General features: G+C 72.4%; 25 protein-coding genes. 7 read left to right on the top strand and 18 right to left on the bottom strand.

What is annotated here, in order from left to right:
* Position 1: 1 nt before the first annotated feature.
* Positions 2-181, top strand: coding sequence for an LPXTG cell wall anchor domain-containing protein (locus tag ACFPLC_RS18305; RefSeq protein ID WP_360172224.1), 180 nt, complete (start codon positions 2-4; stop codon positions 179-181).
* 96 nt (positions 182-277) lie between these two features.
* Positions 278-1423: a non-hydrolyzing UDP-N-acetylglucosamine 2-epimerase gene (wecB, locus tag ACFPLC_RS18300; protein WP_378189586.1), complete on the top strand. Its 1146-nt coding sequence runs from the start codon at positions 278-280 to the stop codon at positions 1421-1423.
* A gap of 72 nt (positions 1424-1495) precedes the next feature.
* Here the strand turns inward: wecB and tsaD are convergent, their stop codons facing one another.
* From tsaD to tsaB, 3 genes are read right to left on the bottom strand one after another with little or no spacing between them, the layout of a single operon-like run.
* On the bottom strand, positions 1496-2542 hold the full coding sequence (gene tsaD, locus ACFPLC_RS18295) for a tRNA (adenosine(37)-N6)-threonylcarbamoyltransferase complex transferase subunit TsaD (protein ID WP_378189204.1): 1047 nt from the start codon (positions 2540-2542) through the stop codon (positions 1496-1498).
* Positions 2542-3021 (bottom strand): ribosomal protein S18-alanine N-acetyltransferase, encoded by a 480-nt coding sequence (rimI, locus tag ACFPLC_RS18290; protein ID WP_378189205.1) that lies wholly within the window; start codon positions 3019-3021, stop codon positions 2542-2544. Before rimI ends, tsaD begins: the two co-directional genes overlap by 1 nt.
* The gene (gene tsaB / locus ACFPLC_RS18285) at positions 3018-3683 is read right to left on the bottom strand and encodes a tRNA (adenosine(37)-N6)-threonylcarbamoyltransferase complex dimerization subunit type 1 TsaB (RefSeq protein WP_378189588.1); all 666 of its coding nucleotides are present in this window, start codon (positions 3681-3683) and stop codon (positions 3018-3020) included. The genes rimI and tsaB overlap by 4 nt, the downstream gene beginning before the upstream one ends.
* Positions 3684-3782: 99 nt before the next feature.
* On the opposite strand from tsaB, the gene ACFPLC_RS18280 reads away from it, so the two are divergent.
* From ACFPLC_RS18280 to ACFPLC_RS18270, 3 genes are all read left to right on the top strand, one after another.
* On the top strand, positions 3783-5207 hold the full coding sequence (locus ACFPLC_RS18280; protein ID WP_378189206.1) for an acyl-CoA synthetase: 1425 nt from the start codon (positions 3783-3785) through the stop codon (positions 5205-5207).
* Complete coding sequence (locus tag ACFPLC_RS18275) at positions 5200-6531, top strand: carboxyl transferase domain-containing protein (RefSeq protein ID WP_378189207.1); 1332 nt, start codon at positions 5200-5202, stop codon at positions 6529-6531. Before ACFPLC_RS18280 ends, ACFPLC_RS18275 begins: the two co-directional genes overlap by 8 nt.
* Positions 6532-6607: 76 nt before the next feature.
* Positions 6608-7570, top strand: coding sequence for a serine hydrolase (locus ACFPLC_RS18270; protein ID WP_378189590.1), 963 nt, complete (start codon positions 6608-6610; stop codon positions 7568-7570).
* Positions 7571-7623: 53 nt separating this feature from the next.
* Here the strand turns inward: ACFPLC_RS18270 and tsaE are convergent, their stop codons facing one another.
* From tsaE to glmS, 8 genes are all read right to left on the bottom strand, one after another.
* Complete coding sequence (gene tsaE, locus ACFPLC_RS18265; RefSeq protein WP_378189208.1) at positions 7624-8088, bottom strand: tRNA (adenosine(37)-N6)-threonylcarbamoyltransferase complex ATPase subunit type 1 TsaE; 465 nt, start codon at positions 8086-8088, stop codon at positions 7624-7626.
* Entirely contained in the window at positions 8085-9182 is a 1098-nt protein-coding gene (locus tag ACFPLC_RS18260; protein ID WP_378189209.1) for an alpha/beta fold hydrolase, read from the bottom strand. The genes tsaE and ACFPLC_RS18260 overlap by 4 nt, the downstream gene beginning before the upstream one ends.
* Positions 9179-10294, bottom strand: a complete 1116-nt coding sequence (alr, locus tag ACFPLC_RS18255) for an alanine racemase (protein ID WP_378189210.1) — start codon at positions 10292-10294, stop codon at positions 9179-9181. The genes ACFPLC_RS18260 and alr overlap by 4 nt, the downstream gene beginning before the upstream one ends.
* A gap of 250 nt (positions 10295-10544) precedes the next feature.
* Positions 10545-11636 carry an ABC transporter ATP-binding protein gene (locus ACFPLC_RS18250; RefSeq protein WP_378189211.1) on the bottom strand — a complete coding sequence of 364 codons (1092 nt, stop codon included), beginning with the start codon at positions 11634-11636 and terminating at the stop codon, positions 10545-10547.
* Between the two features lie 3 nt (positions 11637-11639).
* The gene (gene xylB / locus ACFPLC_RS18245) at positions 11640-13070 is read right to left on the bottom strand and encodes a xylulokinase (protein ID WP_378189212.1); all 1431 of its coding nucleotides are present in this window, start codon (positions 13068-13070) and stop codon (positions 11640-11642) included.
* The gene (locus tag ACFPLC_RS18240; protein WP_378189213.1) at positions 13060-13896 is read right to left on the bottom strand and encodes a DeoR/GlpR family DNA-binding transcription regulator; all 837 of its coding nucleotides are present in this window, start codon (positions 13894-13896) and stop codon (positions 13060-13062) included. Before ACFPLC_RS18240 ends, xylB begins: the two co-directional genes overlap by 11 nt.
* Before the next feature lie 56 nt (positions 13897-13952).
* Entirely contained in the window at positions 13953-15392 is a 1440-nt protein-coding gene (locus ACFPLC_RS18235; protein WP_378189214.1) for an NAD(P)H-hydrate dehydratase, read from the bottom strand.
* Between the two features lie 14 nt (positions 15393-15406).
* On the bottom strand, positions 15407-17269 hold the full coding sequence (gene glmS / locus ACFPLC_RS18230; RefSeq protein WP_378189215.1) for a glutamine--fructose-6-phosphate transaminase (isomerizing): 1863 nt from the start codon (positions 17267-17269) through the stop codon (positions 15407-15409).
* Between the two features lie 340 nt (positions 17270-17609).
* On the opposite strand from glmS, the gene ACFPLC_RS18225 reads away from it, so the two are divergent.
* Entirely contained in the window at positions 17610-18434 is an 825-nt protein-coding gene (locus ACFPLC_RS18225) for a dienelactone hydrolase family protein (protein ID WP_378189216.1), read from the top strand.
* 18 nt (positions 18435-18452) lie between these two features.
* Here the strand turns inward: ACFPLC_RS18225 and ACFPLC_RS18220 are convergent, their stop codons facing one another.
* The 5 genes from ACFPLC_RS18220 to ACFPLC_RS18200 all read right to left on the bottom strand — a co-directional run bounded on the left by ACFPLC_RS18220 (position 18453) and on the right by ACFPLC_RS18200 (position 23739).
* Positions 18453-18914, bottom strand: a complete 462-nt coding sequence (locus tag ACFPLC_RS18220) for a hypothetical protein (RefSeq protein ID WP_191315672.1) — start codon at positions 18912-18914, stop codon at positions 18453-18455.
* A 51-nt stretch (positions 18915-18965) separates the two neighbouring features.
* The gene (locus ACFPLC_RS18215) at positions 18966-21491 is read right to left on the bottom strand and encodes a WXG100 family type VII secretion target (protein ID WP_378189218.1); all 2526 of its coding nucleotides are present in this window, start codon (positions 21489-21491) and stop codon (positions 18966-18968) included.
* Positions 21491-21805, bottom strand: a complete 315-nt coding sequence (locus tag ACFPLC_RS18210; protein WP_378189219.1) for a hypothetical protein — start codon at positions 21803-21805, stop codon at positions 21491-21493. The genes ACFPLC_RS18215 and ACFPLC_RS18210 overlap by 1 nt, the downstream gene beginning before the upstream one ends.
* A 151-nt stretch (positions 21806-21956) precedes the next feature.
* On the bottom strand, positions 21957-22217 hold the full coding sequence (locus ACFPLC_RS18205; RefSeq protein ID WP_378189221.1) for an acyl carrier protein: 261 nt from the start codon (positions 22215-22217) through the stop codon (positions 21957-21959).
* Positions 22210-23739 carry a fatty acyl-AMP ligase gene (locus tag ACFPLC_RS18200; RefSeq protein ID WP_378189222.1) on the bottom strand — a complete coding sequence of 510 codons (1530 nt, stop codon included), beginning with the start codon at positions 23737-23739 and terminating at the stop codon, positions 22210-22212. The genes ACFPLC_RS18205 and ACFPLC_RS18200 overlap by 8 nt, the downstream gene beginning before the upstream one ends.
* Before the next feature lie 30 nt (positions 23740-23769).
* Here ACFPLC_RS18200 and ACFPLC_RS18195 point away from each other — a divergent pair, with 30 nt between their 5' ends.
* Positions 23770-24654 (top strand): cytochrome P450, encoded by an 885-nt coding sequence (locus ACFPLC_RS18195; RefSeq protein ID WP_378189223.1) that lies wholly within the window; start codon positions 23770-23772, stop codon positions 24652-24654.
* Between the two features lie 26 nt (positions 24655-24680).
* Here ACFPLC_RS18195 and glmM read toward each other — a convergent pair whose 3' ends face one another.
* On the bottom strand, positions 24681-26015 hold the full coding sequence (glmM, locus tag ACFPLC_RS18190) for a phosphoglucosamine mutase (protein ID WP_378189224.1): 1335 nt from the start codon (positions 26013-26015) through the stop codon (positions 24681-24683).
* Between the two features lie 187 nt (positions 26016-26202).
* Positions 26203-26712 (bottom strand): 30S ribosomal protein S9, encoded by a 510-nt coding sequence (gene rpsI, locus ACFPLC_RS18185; protein WP_191315678.1) that lies wholly within the window; start codon positions 26710-26712, stop codon positions 26203-26205.
* Positions 26713-26721: the final 9 nt, after the last annotated feature.

The following is a 26721-nucleotide window of genomic DNA, read 5'->3' as shown; positions in this document are numbered from 1 at the left end:
GATGTACAAGATGCCGGGCGCGGGCGTCGGCGTGGCCGGGGGCGGGGTCGGCACCCTCGCCGCCACCGGCGCCGACATCGGGTGGTGGCTGGCCCTCGGCGTGCTCCTGGTCCTGCTCGGGACCGGCGCGCTGATCGCCGTCCACCGCCGCAACCGCCGTCTCTCCCGGGCGCGGGATTGAGAAAGCGGGCCGCCGGCGTGTGCCCCTCGCACGCCGGCGGCCCTCTTGGCGGGAATTTGCTGGACACTCGATGATGTGGAGAAGGGGCGGCACGGGGTGGACGTGATGTTGCTGGCCGGAACGCGGCCGGAAGCCGTCAAGCTCGCGCCGCTGGCGCTGGCGCTGGCGGAGCACCCGGTGCTGCACCCGGTGGTGGTGCACAGCGGCCAGCACCCGGGCATGGTCGAGCAGGCTCTGGAGCCCTTCGGCCTGGTCGTCGACGCCTGGCTCGACGTGCCACCGCGGGTGACCGGCGGCCAGGCCGAGCTGGTGGCGGGCCTGCTGCCGGCCCTCGACGACGCCCTGCGCCGCCACGCCCCGGCGGCCCTGGTCGTCCAGGGCGACACGACGACGACCCTCGCCGGCGCGCTGGCGGCGTTCTGGCTGGGCATCCCGGTGGTGCACCTGGAGGCCGGGCTGCGCACCCACGACCTCGCGGCACCGTTCCCGGAGGAGGGCGCGCGGCAGATGGTGTCCCGCATCGCGGCCCTGCACCTGGCCCCCACACTCGGCGCGGCGGCGGCGTTGCGCGCGGAAGGCGTTGCGCGGCAACAGATCGCGGTCACGGGCAACACGGTGGTCGACGCGGTGCTGGAGATCGCGGCCCGCGACCTCCCGGCCCGCGACACGGCACTGGCGTTGCTGGAGATGGAGCTCGCAGAGGCCGGCGAGCGGCTGGTGCTGGTCACGTCCCACCGCCGCGAGTCCTGGGGCGAGCCGCTGGAGCGCACCCTCGCCGCGGTGCAGCTGATCGTGGCCGAGCACCCGGACGTCCAGGTGCTGTTCCCGGCCCACCCCAACCCGCAGGTCCGCACTCAGGTGGAGACGGCACTGGCCGGCCTTCCGCGAGTGACGGTGACGGACCCGCTGGAGTACCCGGACCTGGTCCGCGCGTTGCGCCTGGCGTCCCTGGTCCTGACGGATTCGGGCGGCATCCAGGAGGAGGCCCCGACGTTCGGCACCCCGGTGGTGGTCCTCCGAGACGTGACCGAGCGCGCGGAAGTGGTAGAGGCGGGCTGCGCCTGGCTGGCGGGCACCGACACGGCGCGAATCGTGGACCTGGCAGCGCGGCTCCTGAGCGGCGAATTGCGCCCGGCCCAGGTGGGCAACCCGTACGGCGAAGGGAACGCGGCAGCCCGCGCAATCGCGGCGATCGAGGAACTACTGGCCGTACGAACCGCAACCCCGGCAACGGCTTCCTGAGCCCCAGACCCCTCGTGAGTGGTAAGGCGGGTTCTAACCCGCCTTACCACTCACGAGAGCCGCGGCAGACCGCTAAAGCGAGACGACGTTCACCGGCAGGGCCGGGTTCGCGCTGAAGTCCAGGGGGGTCGTCGGGAGCTTCGCCGCCACCACGTGCGCACCCAAAGCAGCAATCATCGCGCCGTTGTCCGTGCACAGCCGAGGCCGAGGCACCCGCAACTCGATCCCCGCAGCCGCGCAACGCTCCGCCGCCAGCTCCTTCAACCGCGAGTTCGCCGCCACCCCACCGGAAATCACCATGGTGTCGATCCCCTGCTCCTTGGCCGCGCGCACCGCCTTGGCCGTCAAGACATCCGCCACCGCCTCCTGGAACGAAGCCGCGACGTCGTCCACCGGGATCTCCTCGCCGCGCCGAGCAGCCCCCTCGACCCACCGCGCCACCGCAGTCTTCAAACCGGAGAACGAAAAGTCGAACGCAGCATCGCGCGGACCAGTCATCCCCCGCGGAAACGCGATCGCCGAAGGATTCCCGTTCTTCGCCGCCTTATCGATCGGCGGCCCGCCCGGGTACGGCAACCCGAGCACCCGCGCCACCTTGTCGTAGGCCTCACCGGCCGCGTCATCCACAGTGGACCCCAGCTCGGTGATCGACGAAGCGATGTCGTCCACCCGCAGCAACTGCGTGTGCCCACCGGAAACCAGCAGCGCCAGGCACGGCGTCGGCAACGGCCCGTGCTGCAGCGTGTCCACCGCGATGTGCCCGGCCAGGTGGTTGACCCCGTACAGCGGCACGTCCAGCGCCGTCGCGTACGCCTTCGCCGCCGAGACGCCCACCAGCAGCGCACCCGCCAGGCCCGGTCCCGCCGTCACGGCGATCGCGTCCACATCGGACATCGACAGCCCGGCCGTCTCGAACGCCCGCGACGTCGTCGGGACCATCGCCTCCAGGTGCGCGCGGCTGGCGACCTCGGGCACCACGCCGCCGAAGCGGGCGTGCTGCTCGACGCTCGAAGCCACCTCGTCCGCCAGCAGCTCGACCGTGCCGTCGTCGTGCAGCCGGACCAGGCCGACGCCGGTCTCGTCGCACGAGCTCTCGATACCCATGATGATGCGTGCCATCAGCCCGCCACCCCGTCTCGCGTCCGCGCCGGGCGGACCATCGTGTACGCGTCGGCGCCGGAAGGCTGGTAGTAGCGCTTCCGGATGCCGAGCCGTTCGAAGCCATGGCGCTCGTACAGGGCGAGCGCGGTCGTGTTGTCCGTGCGGACCTCGAGGAACACCGGCGCCTCGAACTCGTCGGCCCGCGCCAGCAGCGCCTGCAGCAGCGCCTTGCCGATGCCCTGGCCCTGGTGTTCGGGCGCGACGCCGATCGTGTGCACGGTCGCCTCGTACTCGCCGCGCCGGCGCCCGACGACGGCCAGCCCGGCGTAGCCGAGCAGCTCGTCGCCCTCGTCCGGGCGCGCGGCGAGGTAGAAGTTGCCCGCGTCCAGCTCCGAGTGGAAGGCGCGGGCGCTCCACGGGTCGTCGCCGGGGAACAGGATCTTCTCGATCTCCACGCACCGGGCGATGTCCATGCGGCGCAGCGGCTCGAGTCTCACGGAGCGGTCACCCGTTTCGGCGCCGCGGGCTCGGCGGCGTCCGGACGTCGCAGGTACAACGGCGTCAGCGGCCCGGGCGGTTCCTTCGCCAGCAACGCGGCCTGCGCGACCTTCACCAGGCCCGCGGGCGACGGGAAGCGCGGCTCGACCGGCCGGACGCCGAGCGCGTCCGCGTACAGCAGGGCGCCGTCGCCTGCCGCCACTTCGAGATCACTTTCCACGTCGGCGGGGCGCTGGACGTGCGGCCCGTCGGTGCGCTGCCCCGCGGCGTCGTAGGCGGCCCAGTAGACCTCGCGGCGACGCGCGTCCGTGAGCACGAGGAAAGCGTTGTCCCCCGGCGGGACGTCGGCGGCCAGTGCGTCGAGGCTGCAGACGGGGTACACCGGAATGCCCAGGGCGTGGCCGAGCGCGGCGGCGGTGGCCATCCCGGCGCGCAGGCCGGTGAACGGCCCGGGGCCGACGCCGGCGACGATCGCGTCGAGGTCCTTGAGGGTCACGCCCGCGGCTTCGGCGGCGGCCAGCGCGTGCGGCGTGATCAGCTCTCCGTGGGCGCGGGGGTCGACGGTGACGCGCTCACCGCGCGTCTCGACCAAGCCGCCGTCCAGCGCGACGACGCCCGCGGTCACCGCCGGGGTCGAGGTATCGATCGCCAGTACCAACACGGTGTCCCAGCCTACGACCAGCGTCTTCGCCTGGTTGCTGCAGGGGACCGATCCGCGCGGTAACGTGCTGATCGAGTCCGACACTGGGAGGTCCCCGCGGTGCCCGACCCGTTGTTCCCCACGCTCGTCGCCGGTGCCGCAAAGGAAGCCCTGCGCTTCGGCGACCACGCCCTGACCTACGACGACCTCGCCGCCGTCGCCGGCGGTCTCGCCCGCGAGCTGCCGCCCGGCCGGGTCGCGGTGTGGGCGACGCCGACCGTGCACACGAGCGTCGCGGTCGTCGCCGCGCTGCTCGCCGGGGTGCCGGCGGTGCCGCTCAACCCGAAGATCGGCGAGCGGGAGCTCACCCACATCCTCGCCGACAGCGAACCGGCGCTGGTTCTGGCCGAATCCGGGGCCGAGCTGCCCGCCGGTCTCGCCGCCCTACCCCGCCGGGACATCCCCCTGACCGGCGGGAAAGCGCCACTCGCGGACGAACCCGGCCCCGAGTCCCCCGCGCTGATCGTCTACACCTCGGGCACCACCGGCCCGCCGAAGGGTGTCGTGCTCCCCCGGCGCGCCCTCGCGACCACGCTGGACGCCCTGGAGGACGCCTGGGGCTGGACGGCCGACGACGTCCTCGTGCACGCGCTTCCGCTGTTCCACGTGCACGGGCTGATCCTCGGCATCCTCGGCCCGCTGCGCCGCGGCGGTTCGGTGCGCCACCTCGGCCGGTTCTCGACCGAAGGCGTCGCCCGGGAACTCGCGAACGGCGCCACGATGCTGTTCGGCGTCCCGACGATGTACCACCGGATCGCCGGTGAAGTCGGCACCGACCAGGCGCTGGCGGACGCGCTTCGCCACGCCCGGCTGCTGGTTTCCGGGTCCGCGGCGCTGCCGGTGCACGACCACCAGCGGATCACCGCGGCGACCGGCCAGCAGGTCGTCGAGCGCTACGGGATGACCGAGACGCTGATGAACACCAGCGTGCGCGCCGACGGCGAGCGCAAGCCCGGCACGGTCGGCGTCCCGCTGCGGGGTGTCGAGCTGCGGCTGGTCGGCGACGCCGGTGAGGTGATCGACGACGTCGAGAGCGTCGGCGAGATCCAGGTCCGCGGCCCGAACCTGTTCACCGAGTACCTCAACCGGCCGGACGCGACCGCGGCCGCGTTCGACGGCGGCTGGTTCCGCACCGGCGACATGGCCACGCGCGACGCCGACGGGTACGTCAAGATCGTCGGGCGCAAGGCCACCGACCTGATCAAGAGCGGCGGCTACAAGATCGGCGCGGGCGAGATCGAGAACGCGCTGCTCGAACACCCCGGCGTCGCCGAAGCGGCCGTCACCGGCGAGCCGGACGACGACCTCGGCGAGCGGATCGTCGCGTGGATCGTGCCGTCCGGGGAGCCACCGGCCGCCGACGAGCTCGCCGACCACGTCGCGAAACTGCTCGCGCCGCACAAGCGTCCAAGGGTCGTCCGGTACCTGGATGCGTTGCCCCGCAACGACATGGGCAAGGTCATGAAGCGGGCGCTCGGTGCCTAGGCTGCCGGCGCGCGAGGTCGTCGGCGCGATCGCGAGCGGCTTCACGGAGTTCCCGACCCCGCTGCGCGAGGAGCCCGCCGACGGCCCGATCGGCTGGCCGGGCTACCGGGAAGCGCGTTCCGCCGCGGAAGAACGCACCGGCGAGAAGGAGTCGGTCGTCTGCGGGACGGCGAAGATCGGTGACGCCGAAGCCGTGCTGATCGCCTTCGAGTTCGGGTTCCTCGGCGGCTCGCTCGGGCAGCGCACCGGCGACCGGATCGAGGCGGCGTTCGCGCACGCCCGCGACGCGCGGCTGCCGGTCGTGTCGCTGATCGCGACCGGCGGCAGCCGCATGCAGCAGGGCATGCGCGCGTTGATGCAGCTGCAGCGGGTGGCCCGGGCGTCGGCGCTGACGCGGTCGATGGGCATCCCCCGGATCTCGGTGCTGCGCGACCCGACGACCGGCGGCGGCTGGGCCACGCTCGGCGCGGGCGCCGACATCGTCCTCGCGCTGCCGGAGGCGCAGGTCGGGTTCGCCGGCTCGCGGGTTCGCCCGCCGGATTCGCCCGAGGCGTACACCGCGGAAGCGCACCACGAGTGGGGTCAGGTCGACGCCGTCGTGGCGCCGGAGGACCTCGGCGGGGCGCTGGAACGGTGGCTGCGGCTGCTGACCGCGCGTTCGTCGGCGGCCGCACCGCCGCCTTCCGCGCTGCGGGCCACTTCCCTGCCTGCGACGGGCTGGGAGGCGGTTCAGGCGGCGCGTTCACCGGGGCGGGCCCGGGCGGCGGAGTACCTCGACGCGTACTTCGACTGGCGGGAGGACATCAGCGGCGACCGCGTGGGCGGCGCGGATCCCGGCGTCGCGTGCGGCTTCGGCTGGCGTGACGGGCGGACGATCGCGTACGCGGCGCAGTGCGGCACGCCGACGCTGCCGTCGGGCTTCCGGACGGCGGCCCGGCTGGTGCGGCTGGCGTCCCGCCTGGGCATCCCGGTGCTGACCCTGGTCGACACCCCGGGCGCGGCGAACGACGCGGCGGCGGAGCAGGCGGGCGCGGGTGGCGCGATCGCGGAGATGTTCGCGGCGGTGGCGACGGCGTCGGTCCCGGTGACGTCCCTGGTGATCGGCGAAGGCGGCTCGGGCGGAGCGCTGGCCTTCGCCGCGGCCGGGTCGACGTGGGTGGCGCCGGACGCGTACTTCTCGGTGACGTCCCCGGAAGCCGCGGCGGCGATCCTCAAGCGCCCGGCGTCGGAGGTCCCGGACATCGCCAACCAGCTCCACCTGCGCCCCCAGGACCTGGTGGACCTCGGCGTCGCCCGCGCGGTCGTGAGTGAGAAACAGGGTTAGAACACTGTTTCTCACTCACGAGGTCTGGTTGGATCTTGCGATGGGGTATCAACTCAACAGGCGCGCGGCGTTCGGTTTGGGGACCGCCGTCGCCGCCGGAAGCATTCTGGCCGGCTCTCCCGCGTCCGCGCAGGAAGCAGACATCGAGGCCAGCCCGGCCACCCCGGACCGGGCCAGGCAGAAAGTGAAGCGCGTCTACGACGACGCGGCCGCCGAGGCGGGCGGCACCTGGAACTCCTGCATCAGCGTGGCCGACCAGGTGGCCGTCGACGTGGCGGCCGACGAGGTCGTCGAGGCCTACAGCGTCAACAAGGTGGCCGTCGCGGTCACCTTGATGGACAAGATCGACCGCGGCCTGCTCACCCTGGACCAGCAGGTCCAGGTGCCGGCGAGCATCGTCGTGCCGGGTGGTGACGGCATCGTCATCCTGGACAAGGCGTACCCGAGCGCGTTCACGCTGGGTCACGTCCTGTCGTTGTTCCTCACGGTTTCGGACGACACGTGCGTCCGGCTGGTGGGGCTCGTGGTGCCGGCGGCCGAGATCAACCAGATCCTGGTGGCCAAGGGCTTCCCCAAGACCCAGGTCACGCCGGTGGCCAACCCGAACCGGTACTTCCTCGGCCAGACCACTCCGCGCGAGACCCACGACCTGCTGAAGGCGCTGGTCGCGGGCACCCTGCTGAGCCCGGCGTCGACGGAGTACCTGCTGTCCATCCTGCGATCGCCGGTGGCGTTCACCGACGGCATCCGCCGGGAGATGTCGTCCGCCGACCGGGCGAGGATCGCCACGAAGGCGGGCTGGCTGAACGACGGCCGCAACGAGGCCGGGATCATGTTCGACACGGCGGGCAAGCCGGTGCTGATCTACTCGATGTTCGCGCACGGCCAGGCGAACCCGGAGGACTTCGGCGCCACGCACCCGGTCCGGCAGGCCACCGCGAAGATGGGGCCGAAGTTCCTGTGCGCGGTCGACAGGATCGCGGGCGCCGGCACCAGGACGTTCCGGGCGCCGGCCTACCAGCAGTACAACGGCGGCTGAGCGCAGTGCAGTGAATGACTCATTCCTGGCGTCGGACGCCAGGAATGAGTCATTCACTGCGTCGGGGTGAGCTCCGGGACGCGGTCGGCCCAGGTGCCGTGCGGCTCCAGGGTGACCTCGCGGACGTCGTCCTCGCGGCGGTCCAGGCGGACCACCAGGTAGTCCTCCGACAGCCGCTCGGCCGAACCCTCGCCCCACTCGACCACGATGGCCGAGCGCTCCAGGTCCGTGTCGAGGTCGAGATCGTCCAATTCGGACAGATCGCCGCCCAGGCGGTACGCGTCCACGTGCACCAGCGGAACGCCCGCAACGCCGGCCGGGTGGACGCGGGCCAACACGAACGTCGGGCTGCTCACGCGGCCGCCGACGCCGAGGCCGTCCGCGATGCCGCGGGTCAGCGTCGTCTTGCCCGCGCCGAGCGGCCCGGCCAGCAGGACCAGGTCACCCGCCCGCAGGACGCGGCCGAGGGCGCGCCCGAAGTCCATGGTCTCTTCGGGGGTCGGGAACACGAAACTCAACGCTGCCACCACCAGGTTCGCCGGGACGAGGTCACGCCGTCCACACCGGAACAGCGTTGCAGGAGATCGATCAGATGGCTGTTCACCAGCTCGGGCTGCTCGAGCTGGACCATGTGGCCGGCGCCGCGGACGCGCACCAGCTCCGCGTCGGGCAGCTCGGCCGCGATCCGCTCGGCGTGCGCGAACGGCGTGAACCGGTCCGAATCGCCGCCGATGACCAGCACTTCCGCGTGCTTCAACCCGGCGAGCGCCGCGTAGCGGTTGTGGCTGCCGAGCGTGTCGACGAAGTTGACGAGCCCGCGCACCGGCGTCACTTCCAGCATCTCGAGCATGAAGTCGACGAGCCGCGGTGCGACGTCCCGGCTGCCGAACGCCAGCCGGCGCACGGCTTGGCGGGTCAGCTGCCCACCGGCCGCGCGGACGAACTCGACCAGCCCGGGCTGCCACCCCGCGAGACCGCCGGCCGCACGCGTCAGCGGGTTGTACTTCGAGAGCAGCGAACGCGGCAACCCGCGTGCGCCGACTTCGCCCGCCGCCGTCGCGATGAACGCAACCCCGCTCACGCGGTCTTCGAACAGCTCAGGGAATTCGGCGGCCAGCTCCATGATGACCATGCCACCCATCGAGTGCCCCATGAGCACGATGGGCCCGTCCGGCACCACGGACCGCAGCACGCAGTCCAGATCCCGCGCCAGCTGTTCGATGGTCGACGTCTCCGCGGAAGCCGCGCCGGACAGGCCGTGGCTGCGGTGGTCGTAGTAGACCTGACGCACGCGCGGCAGCCGCAGCGACGCGAGGTCGCGACGCTGGAAATGCCAGCAGCGGCGCGAAAGCGCGAAGCCGTGCACTCCCACGACGGTCAGTTCCGGTTCGCCGCCGTCCTCCGGGTCGATCTCCTCGACCGACAGCGGCGTGCCGTCTTCGGCCGCGACCGTCGAAGTGCGGTCGGGCTTCAGCTCCCCCAGCGGCTCGTCCACGTACGGATCCTCACTGTATCGCCGCTGCTGCGCGGCGACGGCGATGACGGCGGCGGTCCCGGTGGCCAAGGCCCCGACCCCGCCGGCGATGGCCAGCAGTCGTCGTGAAGGTGTCACTCGCTCGTCCCCAAATACCGTCGCCGCACCCGCGGTCGGTACATCGAGGTCACGATCTCGTAGTCGATGGTGCCCAGCTTGTCGGCCCATTCCCGGGCGGTCGGCTCCCCGTGCGTTCCCGCGCCGAACAGGACGACCTCGTCGCCGACGGCCGGTGCGAAGTCACCGCAGTCGACCACGACCTGGTCCATGCAGACCCGCCCGGCGACCGGGCGCCGCTGTCCGCCGAGCCAGACGTCCATCCGGCCGGACAGCGACCGCGGGACGCCGTCGGCGTACCCGGCCGGGACGAGCGCCAGGTTCGTGTCCCGCGACGCCGTCCAGGTGTGCCCGTAGGACACCGATTCCCCGGCTGCGATGCGCTTGACCAGCGCGACCGCGGACCGGAACGTCATGGCCGGGCGCAGGTCTTCCGGCTGCGGCACCGGGTTCAGCCCGTACATCGCGATACCGGGCCGGACGACGTCGAAGTGCAGGTCGGGCCGGGTGAGCAGGGCCGCGGAGTTGGCCAGGTGCCGCATCGGGTCGAGCCCGGCGGCGCGGGCGACGTCGTAGGCCTCGGCGAAGCGCTTGGCCTGCAGGTCGGTGGCCGGGTGCTCCGGCTCGTCGGCGCACGCGAGGTGGGACCAGATCGCGACGACCTCGACCCGCGGTTCGGCGGCCGCCGCTTCGACCAGTTCGGCCCACGCGGCGGGCGGGCAGCCGTTGCGCGACAGCCCGGTGTCGATTTTGAGGTGCACACGCGCTCGGGTACCCGGTTTCGCCGCGGCCGCGATGCGGCGCAGCTCACCCAGCGAGCTCGCGGCCAGGTCGACGTCGTTTTCGATGCCCGCCGCGAAGTCGACGTCCGGGGTGTCCAGCCACCTGAACAAGCGGGTCTTGATACCGGCTTCGCGGAGGGCGAGGGCTTCGCCGAGCGAGCAGGTGCCCAGCCAGGACGCTCCGGCCTCGACCGCGGCGCGCGCCACCGGCAGCGCGCCGTGGCCGTAGGCGTCGGCCTTCACCACGGCCATCACCTCGGCGCCGGGCGCGCGGGCGCCCAGCAGGGTGAGGTTGTGGCGGATGGCGTCGAGGTCGATGTCGACCTGCGCCCGAGGGAAACTGGAGGTCATGGCGCCCTCCAGTTTCCCATGACCCGAGGTCAGGACAGGCGCGCGCCCCGGGTGAGCGTGCCCACCCGGGCGCGCGAACCGCACGCTGAGGCCCGACCCGCGCACCACCCAGACCCCTCCCTGCACCCCGATACGAAGCCAGAACACGGCCGGTAGTGCCGGGTCAAGGCACGCTTTCCCGCCTTGACGCGGTGCTACCGGCCGTAGTCACAATCCGGCTTCGGGGTGGTGGGTTGCCGACCGCTGCCGGTCAGGGCAGGCGCGCCCCGGACGTGGCGGAGAACACGTGCAGCTCGTCCGGCCGGATCCGCAGGTGGACGGTGTCGCCCATGGCCGGCGGGGTGCGCGGGTCGACGCGGGCGACGATGTTGGACTTCGTGCCCTCGGCGTCCGTCTCGGCCAGCTTGCCGTAGACGTACGCGTCCGAGCCGAGCTCCTCGACCAGGTCGACCTTGATCGGCACCGAGTCGGGGCCCTCGGTGGTCACCTCCAGAGACTCCGGCCGGAAGCCGAGGGTTACCGTGTCGCCGTCGGCGGCCTGGATGACCTCGCGGGTCAGCCGCACGCTGCCGCCGCCCAGCTCGGCGCCGTCCGCGGTCAGCTTGGCGGTGACCAGGTTCATCGCCGGCGAGCCGATGAAGCCCGCGACGAAAGCGTTTGCGGGCTTGTCGTACAGCGCGCGCGGGGTGTCGCACTGCTGCAGCAGGCCGTCCGACAGCACGGCGACGCGGTCACCCATCGTCATGGCCTCGACCTGGTCGTGCGTGACGTACACGGTCGTGACGCCGAGGCGGCGCTGGAGCGCGGCGATCTGCGTACGCGTCGAGACCCGCAGCTTGGCGTCGAGGTTCGACAGCGGCTCGTCCATCAGGAAGACCTGCGGCTCGCGGACGATCGCGCGGCCCATCGCGACGCGCTGGCGCTGACCACCGGAGAGCGCCTTCGGCTTGCGGTCGAGGTACTGCTCGATGTCGAGCAGCTTCGCCGCCTCGAGCACCTTCTGCTTGATCTCGGACGCGGGGCGGCCGGCGATCTTCAGCGCGAAGCCCATGTTCTGGGCGACCGTCATGTGCGGGTACAGCGCGTAGTTCTGGAACACCATCGCGATGTCGCGCGAACGCGGCGGCAGCTGGGTGACGTCGCGGTCGCCGATCCAGACGGCGCCTTCGTCGATGTCCTCGAGGCCCGCGAGCATCCGCAGGCTGGTCGACTTGCCACAGCCGGACGGGCCGACCAGCACGAGGAACTCGCCGTCGGCGATCTCCAGGTCCAGCGCGTCGACCGCGGGCCGCTCGGCGCCGGGGTAGCGGCGGGTCGCCTTGTCGTAGGTGATGGAAGCCATCGGTCAGTCCTCTCCGAGATTCCGCCGGACCCCGTACGCCGCTTCGCGGGCTTCGAGGTGGCGCTGCTGGATCCGGTGGCCCTCGGCGCGCTGCGCCTCGGTCGGCTCGTCCAGCTCGAGCCGGAGCTTCTGGTTCTCCTGCCAGGACGGGGGTTCCGCACTGGACGCAAGGGCCCACGCCGCCTGCCGCGCCGCGCCCAGCGCGACGTACTCGGCGACTTCGGGCAGCTGCACCGGCACGCCGAACACCAGCGGCGCGACCGCCCGGACGGCCCGCGACTGCGCGCCCCCGCCGATGAGCAGCACGCGCTGGACGTCGAGGCCGTGCGCGCGCACCGCGTCGAGACCGGCGGCCAGGCCGCAGAGCATGCCTTCGACGGCGCTGCGCGCGAGGTTCTCCGGGGTCATGTTGTCCCTGGTCAGCCCGGACAGGGAGCCGGTGGCGCCGGGCAGGTTCGGGGTGCGCTCGCCGTCCAGGTACGGCAGGAAGGTCAGGCCGCCGGCGCCGGGCTCGGCGGCCAGGGCGAGGCGGTCGAACTCGCTCAGCGTCGCGCCGAGCATCGCGGCCGTCGCGGTGAGGACGCGGGCGGCGTTGAGGGTGCAGGCGAGCGGGAGGAAGCGGCCGGTGGCGTCGGCGAACCCGGCGACCTCACCGCTGACGTCGGCCGCGCCGGTCTCGGCGACGCCGAACACGGTGCCGCTGGTGCCGAGCGAGACGACGGCGTCACCGGGCTTGAGCTCCAGCCCGAGCGCGGCGGCCATGTTGTCGCCGGTGCCGGCGGAGACGAGCACGCCGTCGGGGGTGTAGCCGGCGGCGTCGGCCGGGCCGAGCACGGTGGGCAGCTCCGGCGTCCGGCCGCCGAAGGCGTGGCTGAGGACGTCGAGGCGGTAGGCGTTGTCGGTCGGCGAGAAGTAGCCGGTGCCGGAGGCGTCACCGCGGTCGGTGACCGGGTCGCCGCCGGTGAGCTTCCAGGTCAGCCAGTCGTGCGGGAGCAGCACGCGCGCGACGCGGTCGGCGAGCTTCGGCTCGTTTTCGGCCAGCCAGCGCAGCTTCGTCACGGTGAAGCTGGCGACCGGCACCGAGCCGACGGACTTCGCCCAGGCCGACGGGCCGCCGAGCTCTTCGACGAGGTCGAGCGCCGCCTGCGCGGAGCGGGTGTCGTTCCAGAGCAGCGCCGGCCGGACGACGTCGTTGTTTTCGTCCAGCGTGACCATGCCGTGCTGCTGCCCGCCGACGCCGATGGCCCGGACGCCGTCGAGCAGGCCCCCGGTGGCCTCCTGGAAGGCGTCCCACCAGGCGGCGGGGGCGACCTCGGTGCCGTCGGGGTGCGGCGCGCGGCCGGTGCGGACGATCTCGCCGGTCCTCGCGTCACACACGACGACCTTGGTCGACTGCGTGGACGAGTCGATGCCGGCGACCAGTTCAGCTGTCATAGGGCTGCCCCTCTGCGACGTGTTCGACGATCTCGATCGCGGTCCCCGCGTTCAGCGCGGCCTCGATCTCCTCGGTGGGCGTGGCCTGGCCCGTGATCAGCAGGTCGTAGTCGCCGACGTCGCCGTGCGCGTAGGTGGCGGTGCGGCCGAACTTCGAGTGGTCGACGACGAGGACGGTGTGGTTCGCGACCTTCAGCGCGGCCTTCTTGAGCTCGGCGTAGTCGCGATCCGGGTGGAACAGGCGGCCGACGGCGACCGCGGTGACCGAGACGAACGAGACGTCGGCGCGGATCGAGTCGAGCAGGTTGAGCACCTCGGGTCCGGCGCAGGAGTCGTACTCGTGGCTGTAGCGGCCGCCGGCGAGGACGACCTCGACCTTGGGGCCGAGCAGGCGGGCGGCGTGCAGCGAGTTGGTGACGACGGTGAGCGCGTCGATCTCGGCGAGCCGCTTGACCAGCGGGAGGAGGGTCGTGGAGTCGTCGACGAAGACGGTCTGGCCGGGCTGCACGTGGTTCGCGGCGGCCTGGCCGAGGGCTTCCTTCTCGCCGTGGTGCAGCGTGTCGCGGAAGCGGGCGGCGGACTCGATGGTGAGCGCCGGGTAGGCCTCAACCTTGCCGCGCAGCTTGCGCAGGAGCCGGCGTTCGGCCAGGTCGTCGAGGTCGCGGTGCATGGTCATCAAGCTGACCTTGAAGCGCGCGGTCAGGTCGTCGATCCGGACCTCGCCCTGCTCGATAACGTGGTCGAGGATGTCCTGCCGGCGCTGCTCGACGACGGCATCGGACGGCCGGGTCTTCCGGTCTCCGGGTGCTGCTGTGCCGCCGCTCACACGCACTTCTTACCAGATTTGGCGCGCGAAGTTAACAGAGAACTCGATAAGTCTTCTCAGGACGTTAGCGAGCGGATCGCCCGGATGGCCTCCGGGATCGCGTGGACCAGGCCGGACGCCGAGGTCGGGGCGTTCTGGGCGGCAATCGCCCCGGCGAGCGAGTGCACGTCGGCGGCGGCCGCCGCGGCCAGCCAAGGGTCCAGGCCCGCGGCGAGAAGGGCGCCCACCAGGCCCGAGAGCACGTCACCCGAACCGGCCGTCGCCAGCCAGGCGCCTCGGGGCTTGTTCACGGCGACCCGGCCGTCCGGAGCCGCGATCACCGTGCAGTGGCCCTTCAGCAGCACCACCGCGTCGTACTTCTTCGCCGCTTCGCGCGCCGCCGTCACGCGGTCCGCGCCCGGCTTGCGGCCCATCAGGCGCTCGTACTCGCCCGCGTGCGGGGTCAGGACCAGCGGGGTGTCCGGGTCGCGAGCGTCGAGGACGTCCGGGGACTTCGCGATGATCGTCGTCGCGTCGGCGTCCGCGCAGACCGGGACGCCCTGGCCCAGGACGTACCGCAGCACGTCCCGCCCTTCGGCGCCGGTGCCGATGCCCGGCCCGACCACCCATGCCTGGACCCGCCCGGCGTCCGCGACCGTGCCCGTCGCGATGATCTCCGGCCACTGCGCGCGGACGACGTCGGCCGCGTGGCCCGCGTAGCGCACCAGGCCCGAGGTCGCCCGGACCGCCGAGCCGGACGCCAGCACCGCGGCGCCCGGGTACGTCGCCGAGCCCGCCGCGATGCCGACGACGCCCTGGCTGTACTTGTCGTCGTCCGGGCCGGGCACCGGCCAGGCCGCGGCGACGTCGACGACGTCGAGGCGCTGGAGATCGGGGTCGGCCAGCTCGAGGCCGATGTCGACCAGCACGACCTCGCCGCAGTGGGCGGGCGCGAGCACGTGGACCGGCTTGAGCGCGCCGAACGTCACCGTGCGGGCCGCTGTGACGGCCGGGCCGTCGACGGCGCCGGTGTCCGGGTCGACACCGCTGGGCAGGTCGACCGCGACGATCGGGGCTTCGACCAGCTCGACCAGCCGGGCCGCGTCGGGCCGGAGGGAGCCGCGGCCGGAGATGCCGACGATCCCGTCGACCACGACGTCGGCCTGCGCGATCCACTGTGGACCGTCCGCGACGGACACCGCCCGGCCCCCGGCCCGCTTCAGCGCCGCGAGCCCTTTGGCGTGGGCTTTCTCCGGCTTGAGCAGGATCGCCGTGACGGCGACTCCGCGACGGCGCAGGAACGCCCCTGCCCAGAGCGCGTCGCCGCCGTTGTCGCCCGAACCGGCCAGGAGCACGACCCGGCGGCCGGACACACCGCCGGTGTGGTCCTCCAGGAGGTCCGCGATCTGCACCGCGAGCCCGAAGGACGCCCGCCGCATCAGCTCCCCTTCGGGCGTGACGGCGAACGCCCGCCCCTCCGCCTCGCGAATCCGTTCCGTGGTCCAGATTCCTTGCACGGCGGGGCCTCCGCTTACTCGACTGTGACGGACTTCGCCAGGTTACGCGGCTTGTCGACGTCGTACCCGCGGGCGCGGGCGATCTCCGCGGCCAGCACCTGCAGCGGCACGGTGGACACGAGCGGCTGCAGCAGCGTCGGCACCGCGGGGACCTCGATGAGCTCGTCGGCGAACGGCCGGACGGTCTCGTCACCCTCCTCGGCGATCACGATCGTGCGCGCGCCGCGGGCCTGGATCTCGCTGATGTTCGACACGAGCTTCGAGTGCAGCACCGCGCGGCCCTTGGGCGACGGCATCACGACGACGACCGGCAGGCCGTCCTCGATCAGCGCGATCGGGCCGTGCTTGAGCTCGCCGGCGGCGAAGCCCTCGGCGTGCATGTACGCGAGTTCCTTGAGCTTCAGCGCGCCCTCGAGGGCGACCGGGAAGCCGACGTGGCGGCCGAGGAAGAGGACGGCCTTCGAGTCCGCGATCCGGCGGCCGAGGGCACGGACCTGATCCACAGTGGACAGTACCTTTTGGACGGCCGCGGGCATGGCCTCCAGCTCGGCGAACTCGCGGGCGACCTCGTCCGGGTACTTCGTGCCGCGGGCCTGCGCCAGCGCCAGGCCGACCAGGTAGTTGGCCGCGATCTGGGCGAGGAACGCCTTGGTCGAGGCGACGCCGATCTCGGGGCCGGCGTGGGTGTAGAGGACGGCGTCGGACTCGCGCGGGATCTGCGCGCCGTTGGTGTTGCAGACGGCGAGGACGCGGGCCTTCTGCTCGCGCGCGTGCCGGACGGCTTCGAGCGTGTCCGCCGTCTCGCCGGACTGGGACACGGCGACGACCAGCGTGTCGCGGTCGAGGACCGGGTCGCGGTAGCGGAACTCGCTGGCCAGCTCGACCTCGACCGGCAGGCGGGTCCAGTGCTCGATGGCGTACTTGGCGACCAGGCCGGAGTGGTAGGCCGACCCGCAGGCGACGACGAAGACCTTGTCGACGTCGCGGAGGTCCTGGTCGGAGATGCGCTGCTCGTCGAGGATGATCCGGCCGGACTCGAAGTGGCCGCGCAGCGTGTTGGCCAGCGCTTCGGGCTGCTCCTCGATCTCCTTGAGCATGAAGTACTCGTGGCCGCCCTTTTCGGCGGCGGAGAGGTCCCAGTCGACGGTGAACGGCTTCGCCTGGGCGGCGTCGCCGTGGAAGTCCAGGACCTCGTAGCCCTCGCGGGTGATGACGACGAGCTGGTCCTGCCCGAGCTCGACGGCCTCGCGGGTGTGCTCGATGAAGGCGGCGACATCGGAGGCGACGAAGTGCTCGCCGTCCCCCACCCCGACGACCAGCGGCGACGACCGGCGCGCGGCCACGATCGTGTCCGGGTGATCGGCGTGCGTCACGACCAGGGTGAACGCGCCTTCGAGCCGTCGGCAGACGGCGGCGACGCTGGCCGTGAGGTCGCCCTTGGTGTCGCCTTCGGTGTACGCGCGGGCCACCAGGTGGGCGGCGGTCTCGGTGTCGGTGTCGCTGGCCATCTCGACGCCGTCGGCCTCCAGCTCGGCGCGGAGGGCGGCGAAGTTCTCGATGATCCCGTTGTGCACGACGGCGACGCGCTGCGAGGCGTCGCGGTGCGGGTGGGAGTTGCGGTCGACCGGGGCGCCGTGGGTGGCCCAGCGGGTGTGCCCCATGCCGGCGGTGCCGCCGAAGTGCTCGCGGCCGACCTCGTCGAGCCGGCCTTCCAGGTTGGCCAGCCGGCCCGCCTTGCGCTCGACGGTCAGCGCGCCGGCGCCGTCGAGGACCGCGACACCGGCGGAGTCGTAACCGCGGTACTCCATGCGCCGGAGCCCGCCGAGGACGACGTCCAGAGCCGGGCGGTGCCCGACATATCCCACGATTCCACACACGCTCACCAGCCTAACGAGGGACATTCAGCGGGCTGACGGGGTCCGAGATCCTCCGCCGACCTGCGGAAATCCACGCGATATGGTTCGAACCAATGCACTCCGGCAGGTCGCCCCAGGCCGCTCGTGCGACCGAAACCGTCGGTGCTGGCCGGTAAAGTGGAAAACGGGGGGGCGCCCCCGCGGGCCGACTGTGCAGCTGGGCAACCGACCGTCCGGGTACGCAAGCCGACCGCCCAGGCACGCAAGCCGACTGTCCGGGTGCGCGGGCCGACTGCCCCGAGTGCGGCGCGCCGGGGCGGCGGGCGAGCCGTGGGTGGGCTCGCACAGTAGGGTTCCGACCATGGCCAGCAAGCCCAAGCAGCTGCTCGCGGAGTTGACGCACCCGGGTCCGCACGAGGTCCTGCGGGGCAACCTCGCCCTGGTCGGGCTGCCCGGCGTGGTGTTCACGCCGCGCGCCGGGCTCGGGTTGCCGGCCGTGGCCTTCGGGCACGGGTGGCTGCAGCCGCCCGATCGGTACCGGGAGCTGCTGCGCCACCTCGCCAGCTGGGGCATCGTCGCCGCCGCGCCGGCCACCCAGCGGGGGCCGCTGCCCTCGCACCGGCTGCTCGCCGCCGATCTGCTGACCACCCTCGACGTCGTCACCACCGTGCGGCTCGGTCCGGACGGCATCAGCGTCGACCCGGCCAAGCTCGGCCTCGCCGGCCACTCGAGCGGCGGTGGCTCCGCCGTCCTGGCCGCGGCGCAGGACGCCGAAGCCGACAACCCGCGGATCAAGGCCGTCGCCACGATCACCGCGGCCCAGACGCTCCCGTCGGCCACCGAGTCGGCGAAGGCGATCACCGTTCCCGGCCTGCACCTCGCCGCCGAGGACGACCTGGTCGCCCCCGCCGTCGCGCACGCCGAAGCGATCGCCGGCGCCTGGGGCGGTGACGACGTCCAGCTGCGGTTCCTCGGCAAGGCGTCCCACCTGGGCGTCACCGAGGGCAAGCACTGGTCCCAGCTGTTCCTGCACGGCAAGCCGCACCGCAAGACCCAGCAGCTCACCCGCGCGCTGTTCACGGCGTTCTTCCTGACCCACCTCACCGGCACCGACAAGTACCGGCCGCTGCTCGAGGCGGACGTCAAGCGCGCCCCCATCGAGCGCGAGGAAGAGCCCGCCCACTGACGCAGGCGGGCCCTCGGATCAGACCAGCCAGCTCGTGCTGGAGAAGTCGTCCTCGTCGTCGGGCTGACGCGCGTGCCGCCCCCGCCGCTGCGGCTCGGGCGCCGGCGGCGGTTCCGGGGCCGGTTCCGGGCGCGGCGGGACCGTCGCGGCCGGGGTTCCGTAGCTCGGCGTCGGGTAGTTCGTGTAGCCGGTGTCCGCCTCTTCGTCGTGGACGCCGAACTCCATCAGCGACTCGCGGGACTTGTCAGCCAGCGTCTTCTCCGTCGCCCAGCCGCCCGCGCTCTGCTTGCGCTTGGTGAGCTCGTCCATGTGCTCGGCGTACTTCTGCGCGGCGGCCAGCTCCTGCCGCATGCCCTCGCGGACCTGCTGCTGGGCCTCGGCGAGCCGGCGTTCGCGCAGCCCGCGCTGCTCGTCCTGCTCCCGCGCCGCCGCTTCCATCGTCGAAATCGCCGCGCGGTACCGGTCTTCGGCGCTGCTCATGCGCCTACCTCGCTGACGCTCAGCTCACTCATCGGCTCTCCTCGGCCCTCGTCACCGGTCGTACCGGATCGAACGGTCACCCTCGTCGTCGAGCGAGCCGCTGATGCGGCCCTTCGCCCCGCTCGTCTCGAACACGCCGCCCTCGATGCGGTACTGGCTGGCCCCGCGCTGCTGGTCGCCGCCGCCACCGCCGGGCGCCCCGCCCATGCCGCCCATCATGCCCATGCCGCCCATCCCGGACATGCCGCTCATGCTCGACGAGCTCGCCGCGGCCTGGTGCGCGCCCGGATCGACCGGGGTCGCGCCGAGCCCGCCGCCGCCGTCGGACATCGGCAGCGACGCGTCGCTGCCAGTCTGGGCACCCGGGTCGAGCGAGACGGCGCCGGCGAAGTCCGGCGTCGCGCCGCCGGTGATGGCCGAACCGAAGTCGCTCGCGCCGGCCGTCGTGGTCGCGTCCCCAGCCGAACCGGCACCGGCACCGGCGCCCGCGTCGGCCGTCGCCACCGCGGGCTCGGCGCCGACACTGCCCCCGCCGCCGAGGTCACCCTCGAAGCCGCCGGGCGTGGTGAACCCGCCGCCGCCCGAGACCGCTTCGCTGCGCGTGAAGCCCGGGTCCGGGTTGGCCGGCGCGGGGTCCCTCGTCAGCGGGGACTCGGCGTTCGCGTCGTGCGGGATGTCCGCGCCCACCGGCTTGACGTCCGCCTTGAGGTCGTCCGCCTTGAGGTCCCCGGCCTTGGGGCCGTCCTTCTCGTCCAGGGTGTAGGTGGTCGGCTCGCCCTTGCCGTCGTCGACCGTCACGATCGTCGGGCCGTCCGGGCCCTCCGGCCGCTCCGCGGTGATCTTGAGGTTGCCGTCCTGGATGTGGATCTTGCCGTCCGGGCCCGGCTTGTAGGTGCCGTCGGCCGAGGGCTGACCCTCCTTGACCGCCTGCTGGCTGCCCTGCGGCCCGAAGGACGCCTTGTCCGCGCCGGCGCCGTCCTTGCCCGCGGCGTCCTTGCCCGCCTCGGCCTTGTCGTCGTCACCCCAGTCGAGGTGGTAGTCCTTCTTGTTGCCGTGGCCGTCGTCCACGGAGATGTCCTGCTTGCCCTCCTTGTCGGGCTCGGACATCGAGATCGTGTTGTCGCCCTTCTTGACCGACACCGTGTCCGTGTCGTCGGTGTCCTTGATGGCTTCGCCGGTCTTCGGGTCGATCGGGTACGGCTCGCCGGTCGACGGGTCGACCTCCAGGGGCTTGCCGGTGATCGGGTTCTTGCCCTCTTCGGGCTTCGGGGGCTCTTCCGCCTTCGGGGGCTCGACCGCCGACGGCGTCGTGGACCCGCTGCCGGTGCTGCCCGTGCTCCCGGTGCTGCCGGTCCCGGTGCTCCCGGTGTTGCCCGTGTTCCCGGTATTGCCGGTGTTCCCCGTGTTGCCGGTGGTCCCGGTCTTGTCCCCGCCGCCTTCGTTCTTGGCCTCGGTCAGCTGGTTGCGGTAGCCGTCCATGTACCGCGCCAGCGCGCCGAACTGCTGGTCGATGGTCTGCTTGGCCGCCTTGCAGGACCCGTCGAACGCCGCGATCAGGCTCTTGTACTCGGTCGAGAACGCGCCGTCGCGCCAGTACCGGCAGACGTTGCGGCCGTATTCCTTGTTCTCGTCGTTGAAGCCGCAGTCGTCGTTCTGCAGCCGCTCGGCCAGGTTCGAGTTGTTGCCGTGCTTGGCGTTGACCGCGTCGACCCAGCCGGCGACCTTCATGAAGTCGTCGAACTCGTCGGTCTCGCCGTTGGCGACCTTGAGGACGTCCTTGGCCATCGGGATGTCGGCCTCGGCGATCACCGGGCGGTGCAGCTGCAGGACCTCGTCGACCTTCTTCTTGACCGCGGTGAAAACCTGCGTCACGGTCTGCGGGATCAGCTTCGCCGCGCCGTCGATCTGCTGCGACAGCTCCTTGGCGTGCGGCTTGATCGTCTCGTCGTACTTGATCTCCGCCGCGTTGGCGCCCTTGCCCTTCCACGCGTCGAAGAGGATCTGGAGCTCGGTGTCGCTCTTCGTCAGCGCGTCCTCGACGACCTTGTGGGCCTTGCTCAGGTCGTCGGCGTCGGCCAGGAACTTCTGGTACTGGATCCCGCGGTTCTCGTGGAACTTGTCCTTGAGGTCGGTCTGGGAGTTCTTCTTCTCGCCCTCGCCGCCCTTGATCTGGTTCCAGACCTCGTCGGTCCACTTCGCGAGCAGGTCGACCGCGACGTTGCCCTGGTCGAGCTGTTCGTCGGAGCTCTTCGCGCCGGCCCCCAGCGACGGCGCGCCGATTCCGTCGAGGTTCTTCTTCGCCTGGTCGCGCTCGGCGGTCTGCCGCTGGTGTTCCTGGTTCTTCGCCGCCGACTGCTGCTTCGCCTCGGCGACGATTTCGTCGGTGTCGTTCAGGTCGAACGGGTCGTAGTTCCCGCCGTCGTCGGAATAGTTTTCGATGTACTTCTTCGCGTACTCTTCTTCTTCGTCGTTGAAGTTGAAGGTGTTGCGGTCGTACTCCTCCATGAGCTTGGTCTTCGTCTCCATGGAGACGTTCGGGTCGTCGAGGACCTTCTTGATCTCAGCCCATTCGGCCATCAGCGGTTACCCCCGGCCTGGTTCGCCTGCGCGCCGGCGTTCGCTTCCTGCGTGGTGTACTTCGAGCCGGCGGTGCCGATCCCGCTGCCCAGGTTCAGCAGGGCGTTCGACAGCCCCGTCATCCCCGCGCCGATCTCGTCCATCCCGGCCTTGTACTTGCCGAAGCTCTCCTGGTGCACGCGACCGAAGTCCCCCGCGACGATTTCGGTCGGCGCGACCTTCTTCGCTTCGTTCGCCGGGTCGTCGGCGACGTCCGCCAGGCGGATCTGCGCCCGCGTCATCGCCTCCGAACTCGCTTCGTAGCCGTTCGGCATGGTCGCTGCCCCCTTCGATCCCACAGGTCCCCAGTCGTTCCGGGACTGTGACGCGCCCGGACACCGATCGGTGCCGTCGCAGATGCACACGAAGTCTAGCGTCCGGCCGGGCGGCTCACCTGGGCTTCCGCGAAGTGCACCCGCGCGTGACCTACCCGCCGGGGCGCTGCGCCGCGACCGCCTCGGAGATCACCTCGGCGACGCCGCGGATGTCGACCAGCCGGTCGAGCTCGTCGATGTCGACCGAGACGCCGTAGGCCACCTCGACCCGCGACAGCAGCTGGATCCGCTGCCGGGACGTCATGCCGAGGTCGTCGAACGGCGTCGTGTCGGCGAGCCGCTCCGGCGGGATCTCCAGCGCGAAGCTGATGATCCGCCGGATTTCGTCGACGTAGGTGCCCGGGTCAGCCATGCCGCTCATTCTCGTCCCACCAGCGCTCGCGGGCGGCGGTGCGGGACACCTTGCCGCTGGAGGTCCGCGGCACCTCGCCCGGCCGCACCAGCCACAGGGCGCGCAGCGGGAGGTCGTGGGCCGCCGAGACGGCCCGCCGCACGGCCGTCTCGACCGACTCGTCCCGCGTGACGCACCCGGCCACGACCGCGACGCCTTCGCCGTGGCCGTCCCGCACCGCGAACGCGGCGGCCCGCCGGACCCCCGGGTGCGCGGCCTCGACGGTGGCCTCGATGTCCTGCGGGTGGTGGTTGCGGCCGTCGACGACGATCAGGTCCTTGAGCCGCCCGGTGACGTAGAGCTCGCCGTCGTGGACGAAGCCGAGGTCGCCGGTCCGCAGCCAGCCGCCGGGGGCGAGCACGTCGTCCCGGCCCCAGTACCCGTCGGCGACGTTGGGACCGGACACCTGGATCTCTTTGTCGACAATGCGGACCCGCTGCCCGTACGGCCGCCCCACCGACACCCGCGGCTCGCCGTCGAACGTCGTGATCGTGGGCCCCTCGTCGCCCGCGCTCGTGACGAACACCGTGGCCTCGGCCAGGCCGTAACACGGCTTGTGCGCGGCGCGCGGCAGCCCGAAGGGGGCGAAGGCCCGCTCGAAGGCCTCGACGGTGGCCGCGCGGACCGGCTCGCTGCCGTTGAGCAGCGAGTTCACCTGCGAGAGGTCGACGGCTTCGAGGTCCCCCGCCGCCTCGGCGGCCAAGTCGAAGGCGAAGTTGGGCGCCGCGGTGACGACGCCCGGGAGCTCGGCCAGCAGCCGGATCCAGCGCAGCGGGTCGCGCACGAACTCCATCGGCGTCAAGAAGACCGACCGCGAGCCGAGGAAGACGGGCGTGCCGATCAGCAGGACCAGGCCCATGTCGTGGAAGAACGGCACCCAGCCGGCCAGCGGGGTCGACGCGCCGGCGCGGTAGCACCGCGTGGTCTGCCAGCAGGCGGCCACCAGCGCGCGGTGCGAGATCACCGCGCCGGCCGGGCGGCGCGTCGAGCCGGACGTGTACTGCAGGTACGCGGGATCGGTCATCGCCACCGGGGCGGGCGGTTCGGCGTCGGCGGACTCGATGTCCTCGACGGCGAGCGCGGTGACCGGCGGGACCTTGTCCAGCAGGTCCTTCGAGGTCAGGCAGGCCGCCGGGGCGGCGTCGGCGAAGGCCGACTCGACCCGGGCGCGGCCGGTGCGGCCGGTCGGGACGGACAACGGCACCGCGACCCGGCCCGCGTAGAGCGTCCCGAGGAAGCCGGTGACGTACCCGAGGTCCTGCCGGGCGACGATCGCCACCCGGTCGCCCGGCCGGGTCACGCGCCGCAGCTCGCGGGCGACCCCGCGGACGCGGGCGAGCACCTGCGGCCAGGTCAGCGTGTGGTCGGTGGGCCCGGGGAAGGTGCGGCAGGTGAACGCGGGGCGGTCGGTGCCGGCGTTGCGGAGCAGGTAGTCGGTGAACGGCGTGGCCAGGACGTCGTCCGGGACTTCTGCGGGCGGCACGGCCCCATCCTGCCCTACCGTGTCGAAGCGATGGACGAGTTCGAACGGCACGGCATCGGCGTCGTCTCCGGCCGCGACGCGTGCGCCCGAGCCCTGCGGTCACCCGCGCTGACGTCGGATCCGGGCGGCGGTTCGCCCAGCGCGCTGCTGCGGGACGGCGACGGGCACACCCGCGTGCGCGCGGTGCTGCGGGAGATCATCGCCGGGCTGGAGCCGGTCCCGGCTTCCGTGCGCGCGTCGATCGAGGACGTGGTGGCGGGGCTGGGGACGTCGTTCGACCTGGTGCACGACTTCGCGCGGCCGGTGGCCGGGGTGGTGACGTCGGCGGTCCTCGGCGTCGACCTGGACGACGGCTTCCTGGACCGCCTGGAGGCCACGACGGCGAACCTCGACGTCCTCGGCGGTGGGGACCGGGCCGGCCAGGCGGCGGCGTTCCGGCTCGCGGTGCAGCTGAGCCGGACCCCGGCCGGGCCGGGCGGGCTGACGGCGCTGCGGGAGGCCCACGCGGCCGGACGGCTCGACGAAGACGAGCTGATGATCAACGCCGTGGTGCTGGCGCACGCCGCCTACGAGAACTCGCTGAACTTCCTGGCGTGCGCGGGCCTCGAGCTCGCGACTTCGGGACCGCGGACCGTGCGGGAACTGGTGACCGCGATCTGCCCGGCCCGGTACGTCGTGCGCTTCGGCCCGGACGGCCCGGTGGCGATCTCGCTGGCCGACGGCCTGCCGTTCGGCCTCGGCCGGCACGCGTGCCCGGGCTCCGGGGTGGCGGTGGCCGAGGGCGAGATCGCCGTCACCGCCCTCGCGAAGGTCCTCGACGGCGGGTGCCGGGTGGGCGAAGTCCGCTGGAAAACCCACCCGATCTTCCACGGCTTGGCCTCCGCGCACGTGGTCGTGAGTGAGAAACAGGGTTAGAACACTGTTTCTCACTCACGAGGAGGTCAGGAGACGGATGAGACGACGCCGGCCAGGCGGTCGGCCGCGGCCTGGGCCGTGGACTGGGCCGGGGCCTCGACCATCACGCGGACCAGCTGCTCGGTGCCGGACGGGCGCAGCAGCACCCGGCCCTCCTCGCCCAGCTCGGCCTCGACCGCACCGACCGCGTCGCGGACCTCGGCGGAGCGGGCGACCGCCGTCTTGTCCGCGACCGGGACGTTCACCAGGACCTGCGGCAGCCGGTTCATCACGGCCGCCAGGTCGGCGAGGGACTTGCCCGTCTCGGCCATGCGGCTCATCAGGCGGAGCGCGGTCAGCAGGCCGTCACCGGTCGTGGCGTGGGCCGGCAGCACGACGTGGCCGGACTGCTCGCCACCGAGGGCGAAGCCGCTCGCGCGCAGCTCCTCGAGGACGTACCGGTCGCCGACCGCCGTCGTCACGACGGTGATGTTGTGGGCCTTCATGGCCAGGTGCAGGCCGAGGTTGCTCATCACGGTCGCGACCAGCGTGTCCTTGGTCAGCTCGCCGTTCTCGGCCAGCGCCAGCGCCAGGACCGCCATGATCTGGTCGCCGTCGACCAGCTCGCCCGCGGAGTCGACGGCCACGCAGCGGTCGGCGTCGCCGTCGTGGGCGATGCCGAGGTCCGCGCCGTGCTCGACGACGGCCTTGCGCAGCTTCTCCGGGTGGTTCGAGCCGCAGTGCTCGTTGATGTTGACGCCGTCCGGCTCGGCGAACAGCGCGACGACCTCGGCGCCCGCCCGGCGGTAGATCTCCGGCGCGGCGGCCGACGACGCCCCGTTCGCGCAGTCGACGACGACCTTCAGCCCGGCCAGCGGGTGGGGGGTCGCGTCGACCAGGTGGGTGGCGTAGCGGTCGAGGGCGTCCTCGACGTCGGTGACGCGGCCGACACCGGCGCCGGTCGGGCGGACCTTGCCGTCCGCGAGGCCGGCTTCGATCTCGTCCTCGATGCCGTCGGGGAGCTTGTGCCCGCCCGCGGCGAAGAGCTTGATGCCGTTGTCGGGCATCGGGTTGTGCGACGCGGAGATCATCACGCCCAGGTCGGCCTCGAGCGAGCCGACCAGGTAGGCGACGGCCGGCGTCGGCAGCACGCCGACGCGCAGGACGTCGGCTCCCGCGGAGGTGAGGCCGGCGACGACCGCGGCTTCGAGCATCTCGCCGCTGGCGCGCGGGTCACGGCCGACGACCGCGACCGGCCGGTGCGAGCGGTCGTGCGCGGCGAGCACGCGGGCGGCGCTGGCCGCCAGCGCCAGTGCCAGCTCCGGCGTCAGCTCGGCGTTGGCCAGGCCACGTACCCCGTCGGTACCGAACAGGCGAGCCATCGATCGACCTCCTTGTGGAATGACCACGACAACCTAGCGACCCTGGCGGAGCGCTCTCCCCCACCCCGAGTGTCGCTCCGGACCGCGGAGACGAAACGCCGGATCCCGAAAACGCCCGATCCCGAAAACAACGGAGCGCCCATCCGATGGACGGATGGGCGCTCCGGTGGTTCGCGCCGGGGCGCGATCAGCGCTTGCTGTACTGCGGGGCCTTGCGAGCCTTCTTGAGGCCGTACTTCTTCCGCTCCGTGGCGCGCGCGTCACGGGTCAGGAAGCCAGCCTTCTTGAGGGCCGGGCGGTCATCGGCGTCGACCTCGACGAGCGCACGGGCGATCGCCAGGCGCAGCGCACCGGCCTGGCCGGAGACGCCGCCGCCGTGGAGGTTGGCGAAGATGTCGAAGGAGTCCGGCTTCTCGACCGTGACCAGCGGCTCGCGGATGAGCTGCTGGTGCACCTTGTTCGGGAAGTAGTCCTCGAGGGTGCGGCCGTTGAGCTTGAACACACCGGTGCCCGGGACGACTCGCACGCGGACGACGGCTTCCTTGCGGCGGCCGACGGTCTGCGCGTTGCCGCCGGCGGCACGCGACGGACGCGGCGCGGCGGGGCTCTCGCTGGTCGCGACGGCGCCGGTCTCGGTCGCCTCGGACACTTCAGCGGCCTCGACGACCTCGGGGGTCTCGGTCTCGGTGCTGGTCACAGACTGTTC

It is taken from the genome of Amycolatopsis plumensis, from assembly GCF_042652605.1.
GTDB classification, from domain to species: Bacteria; Actinomycetota; Actinomycetes; order Mycobacteriales; family Pseudonocardiaceae; genus Amycolatopsis; species Amycolatopsis plumensis.
The sequence above is the reverse complement of the archived record's forward strand: the minus strand, read 5'-3'. Positions and strand labels throughout refer to the sequence as shown.

What these genes read in the sequence shown, in the direction of transcription:
- ACFPLC_RS18305 (WP_360172224.1), top strand. Translation starts at nt 2, where the DNA reads ATGTACAAGATGCCGGGCGCGGGCGTCGGCGTGGCCGGGGGCGGGGTC.
- tsaD (WP_378189204.1), bottom strand. Translation starts at nt 2,542, where the DNA reads ATGGCACGCATCATCATGGGTATCGAGAGCTCGTGCGACGAGACCGGC.
- alr (WP_378189210.1), bottom strand. Translation starts at nt 10,294, where the DNA reads ATGACCTCCAGTTTCCCTCGGGCGCAGGTCGACATCGACCTCGACGCC.
- ACFPLC_RS18250 (WP_378189211.1), bottom strand. Translation starts at nt 11,636, where the DNA reads ATGGCTTCCATCACCTACGACAAGGCGACCCGCCGCTACCCCGGCGCC.
- xylB (WP_378189212.1), bottom strand. Translation starts at nt 13,070, where the DNA reads ATGACAGCTGAACTGGTCGCCGGCATCGACTCGTCCACGCAGTCGACC.
- ACFPLC_RS18225 (WP_378189216.1), top strand. Translation starts at nt 17,610, where the DNA reads ATGGCCAGCAAGCCCAAGCAGCTGCTCGCGGAGTTGACGCACCCGGGT.
- ACFPLC_RS18220 (WP_191315672.1), bottom strand. Translation starts at nt 18,914, where the DNA reads ATGAGCAGCGCCGAAGACCGGTACCGCGCGGCGATTTCGACGATGGAA.
- ACFPLC_RS18215 (WP_378189218.1), bottom strand. Translation starts at nt 21,491, where the DNA reads ATGGCCGAATGGGCTGAGATCAAGAAGGTCCTCGACGACCCGAACGTC.
- ACFPLC_RS18210 (WP_378189219.1), bottom strand. Translation starts at nt 21,805, where the DNA reads ATGCCGAACGGCTACGAAGCGAGTTCGGAGGCGATGACGCGGGCGCAG.
- ACFPLC_RS18205 (WP_378189221.1), bottom strand. Translation starts at nt 22,217, where the DNA reads ATGGCTGACCCGGGCACCTACGTCGACGAAATCCGGCGGATCATCAGC.
- ACFPLC_RS18195 (WP_378189223.1), top strand. Translation starts at nt 23,770, where the DNA reads ATGGACGAGTTCGAACGGCACGGCATCGGCGTCGTCTCCGGCCGCGAC.
- glmM (WP_378189224.1), bottom strand. Translation starts at nt 26,015, where the DNA reads ATGGCTCGCCTGTTCGGTACCGACGGGGTACGTGGCCTGGCCAACGCC.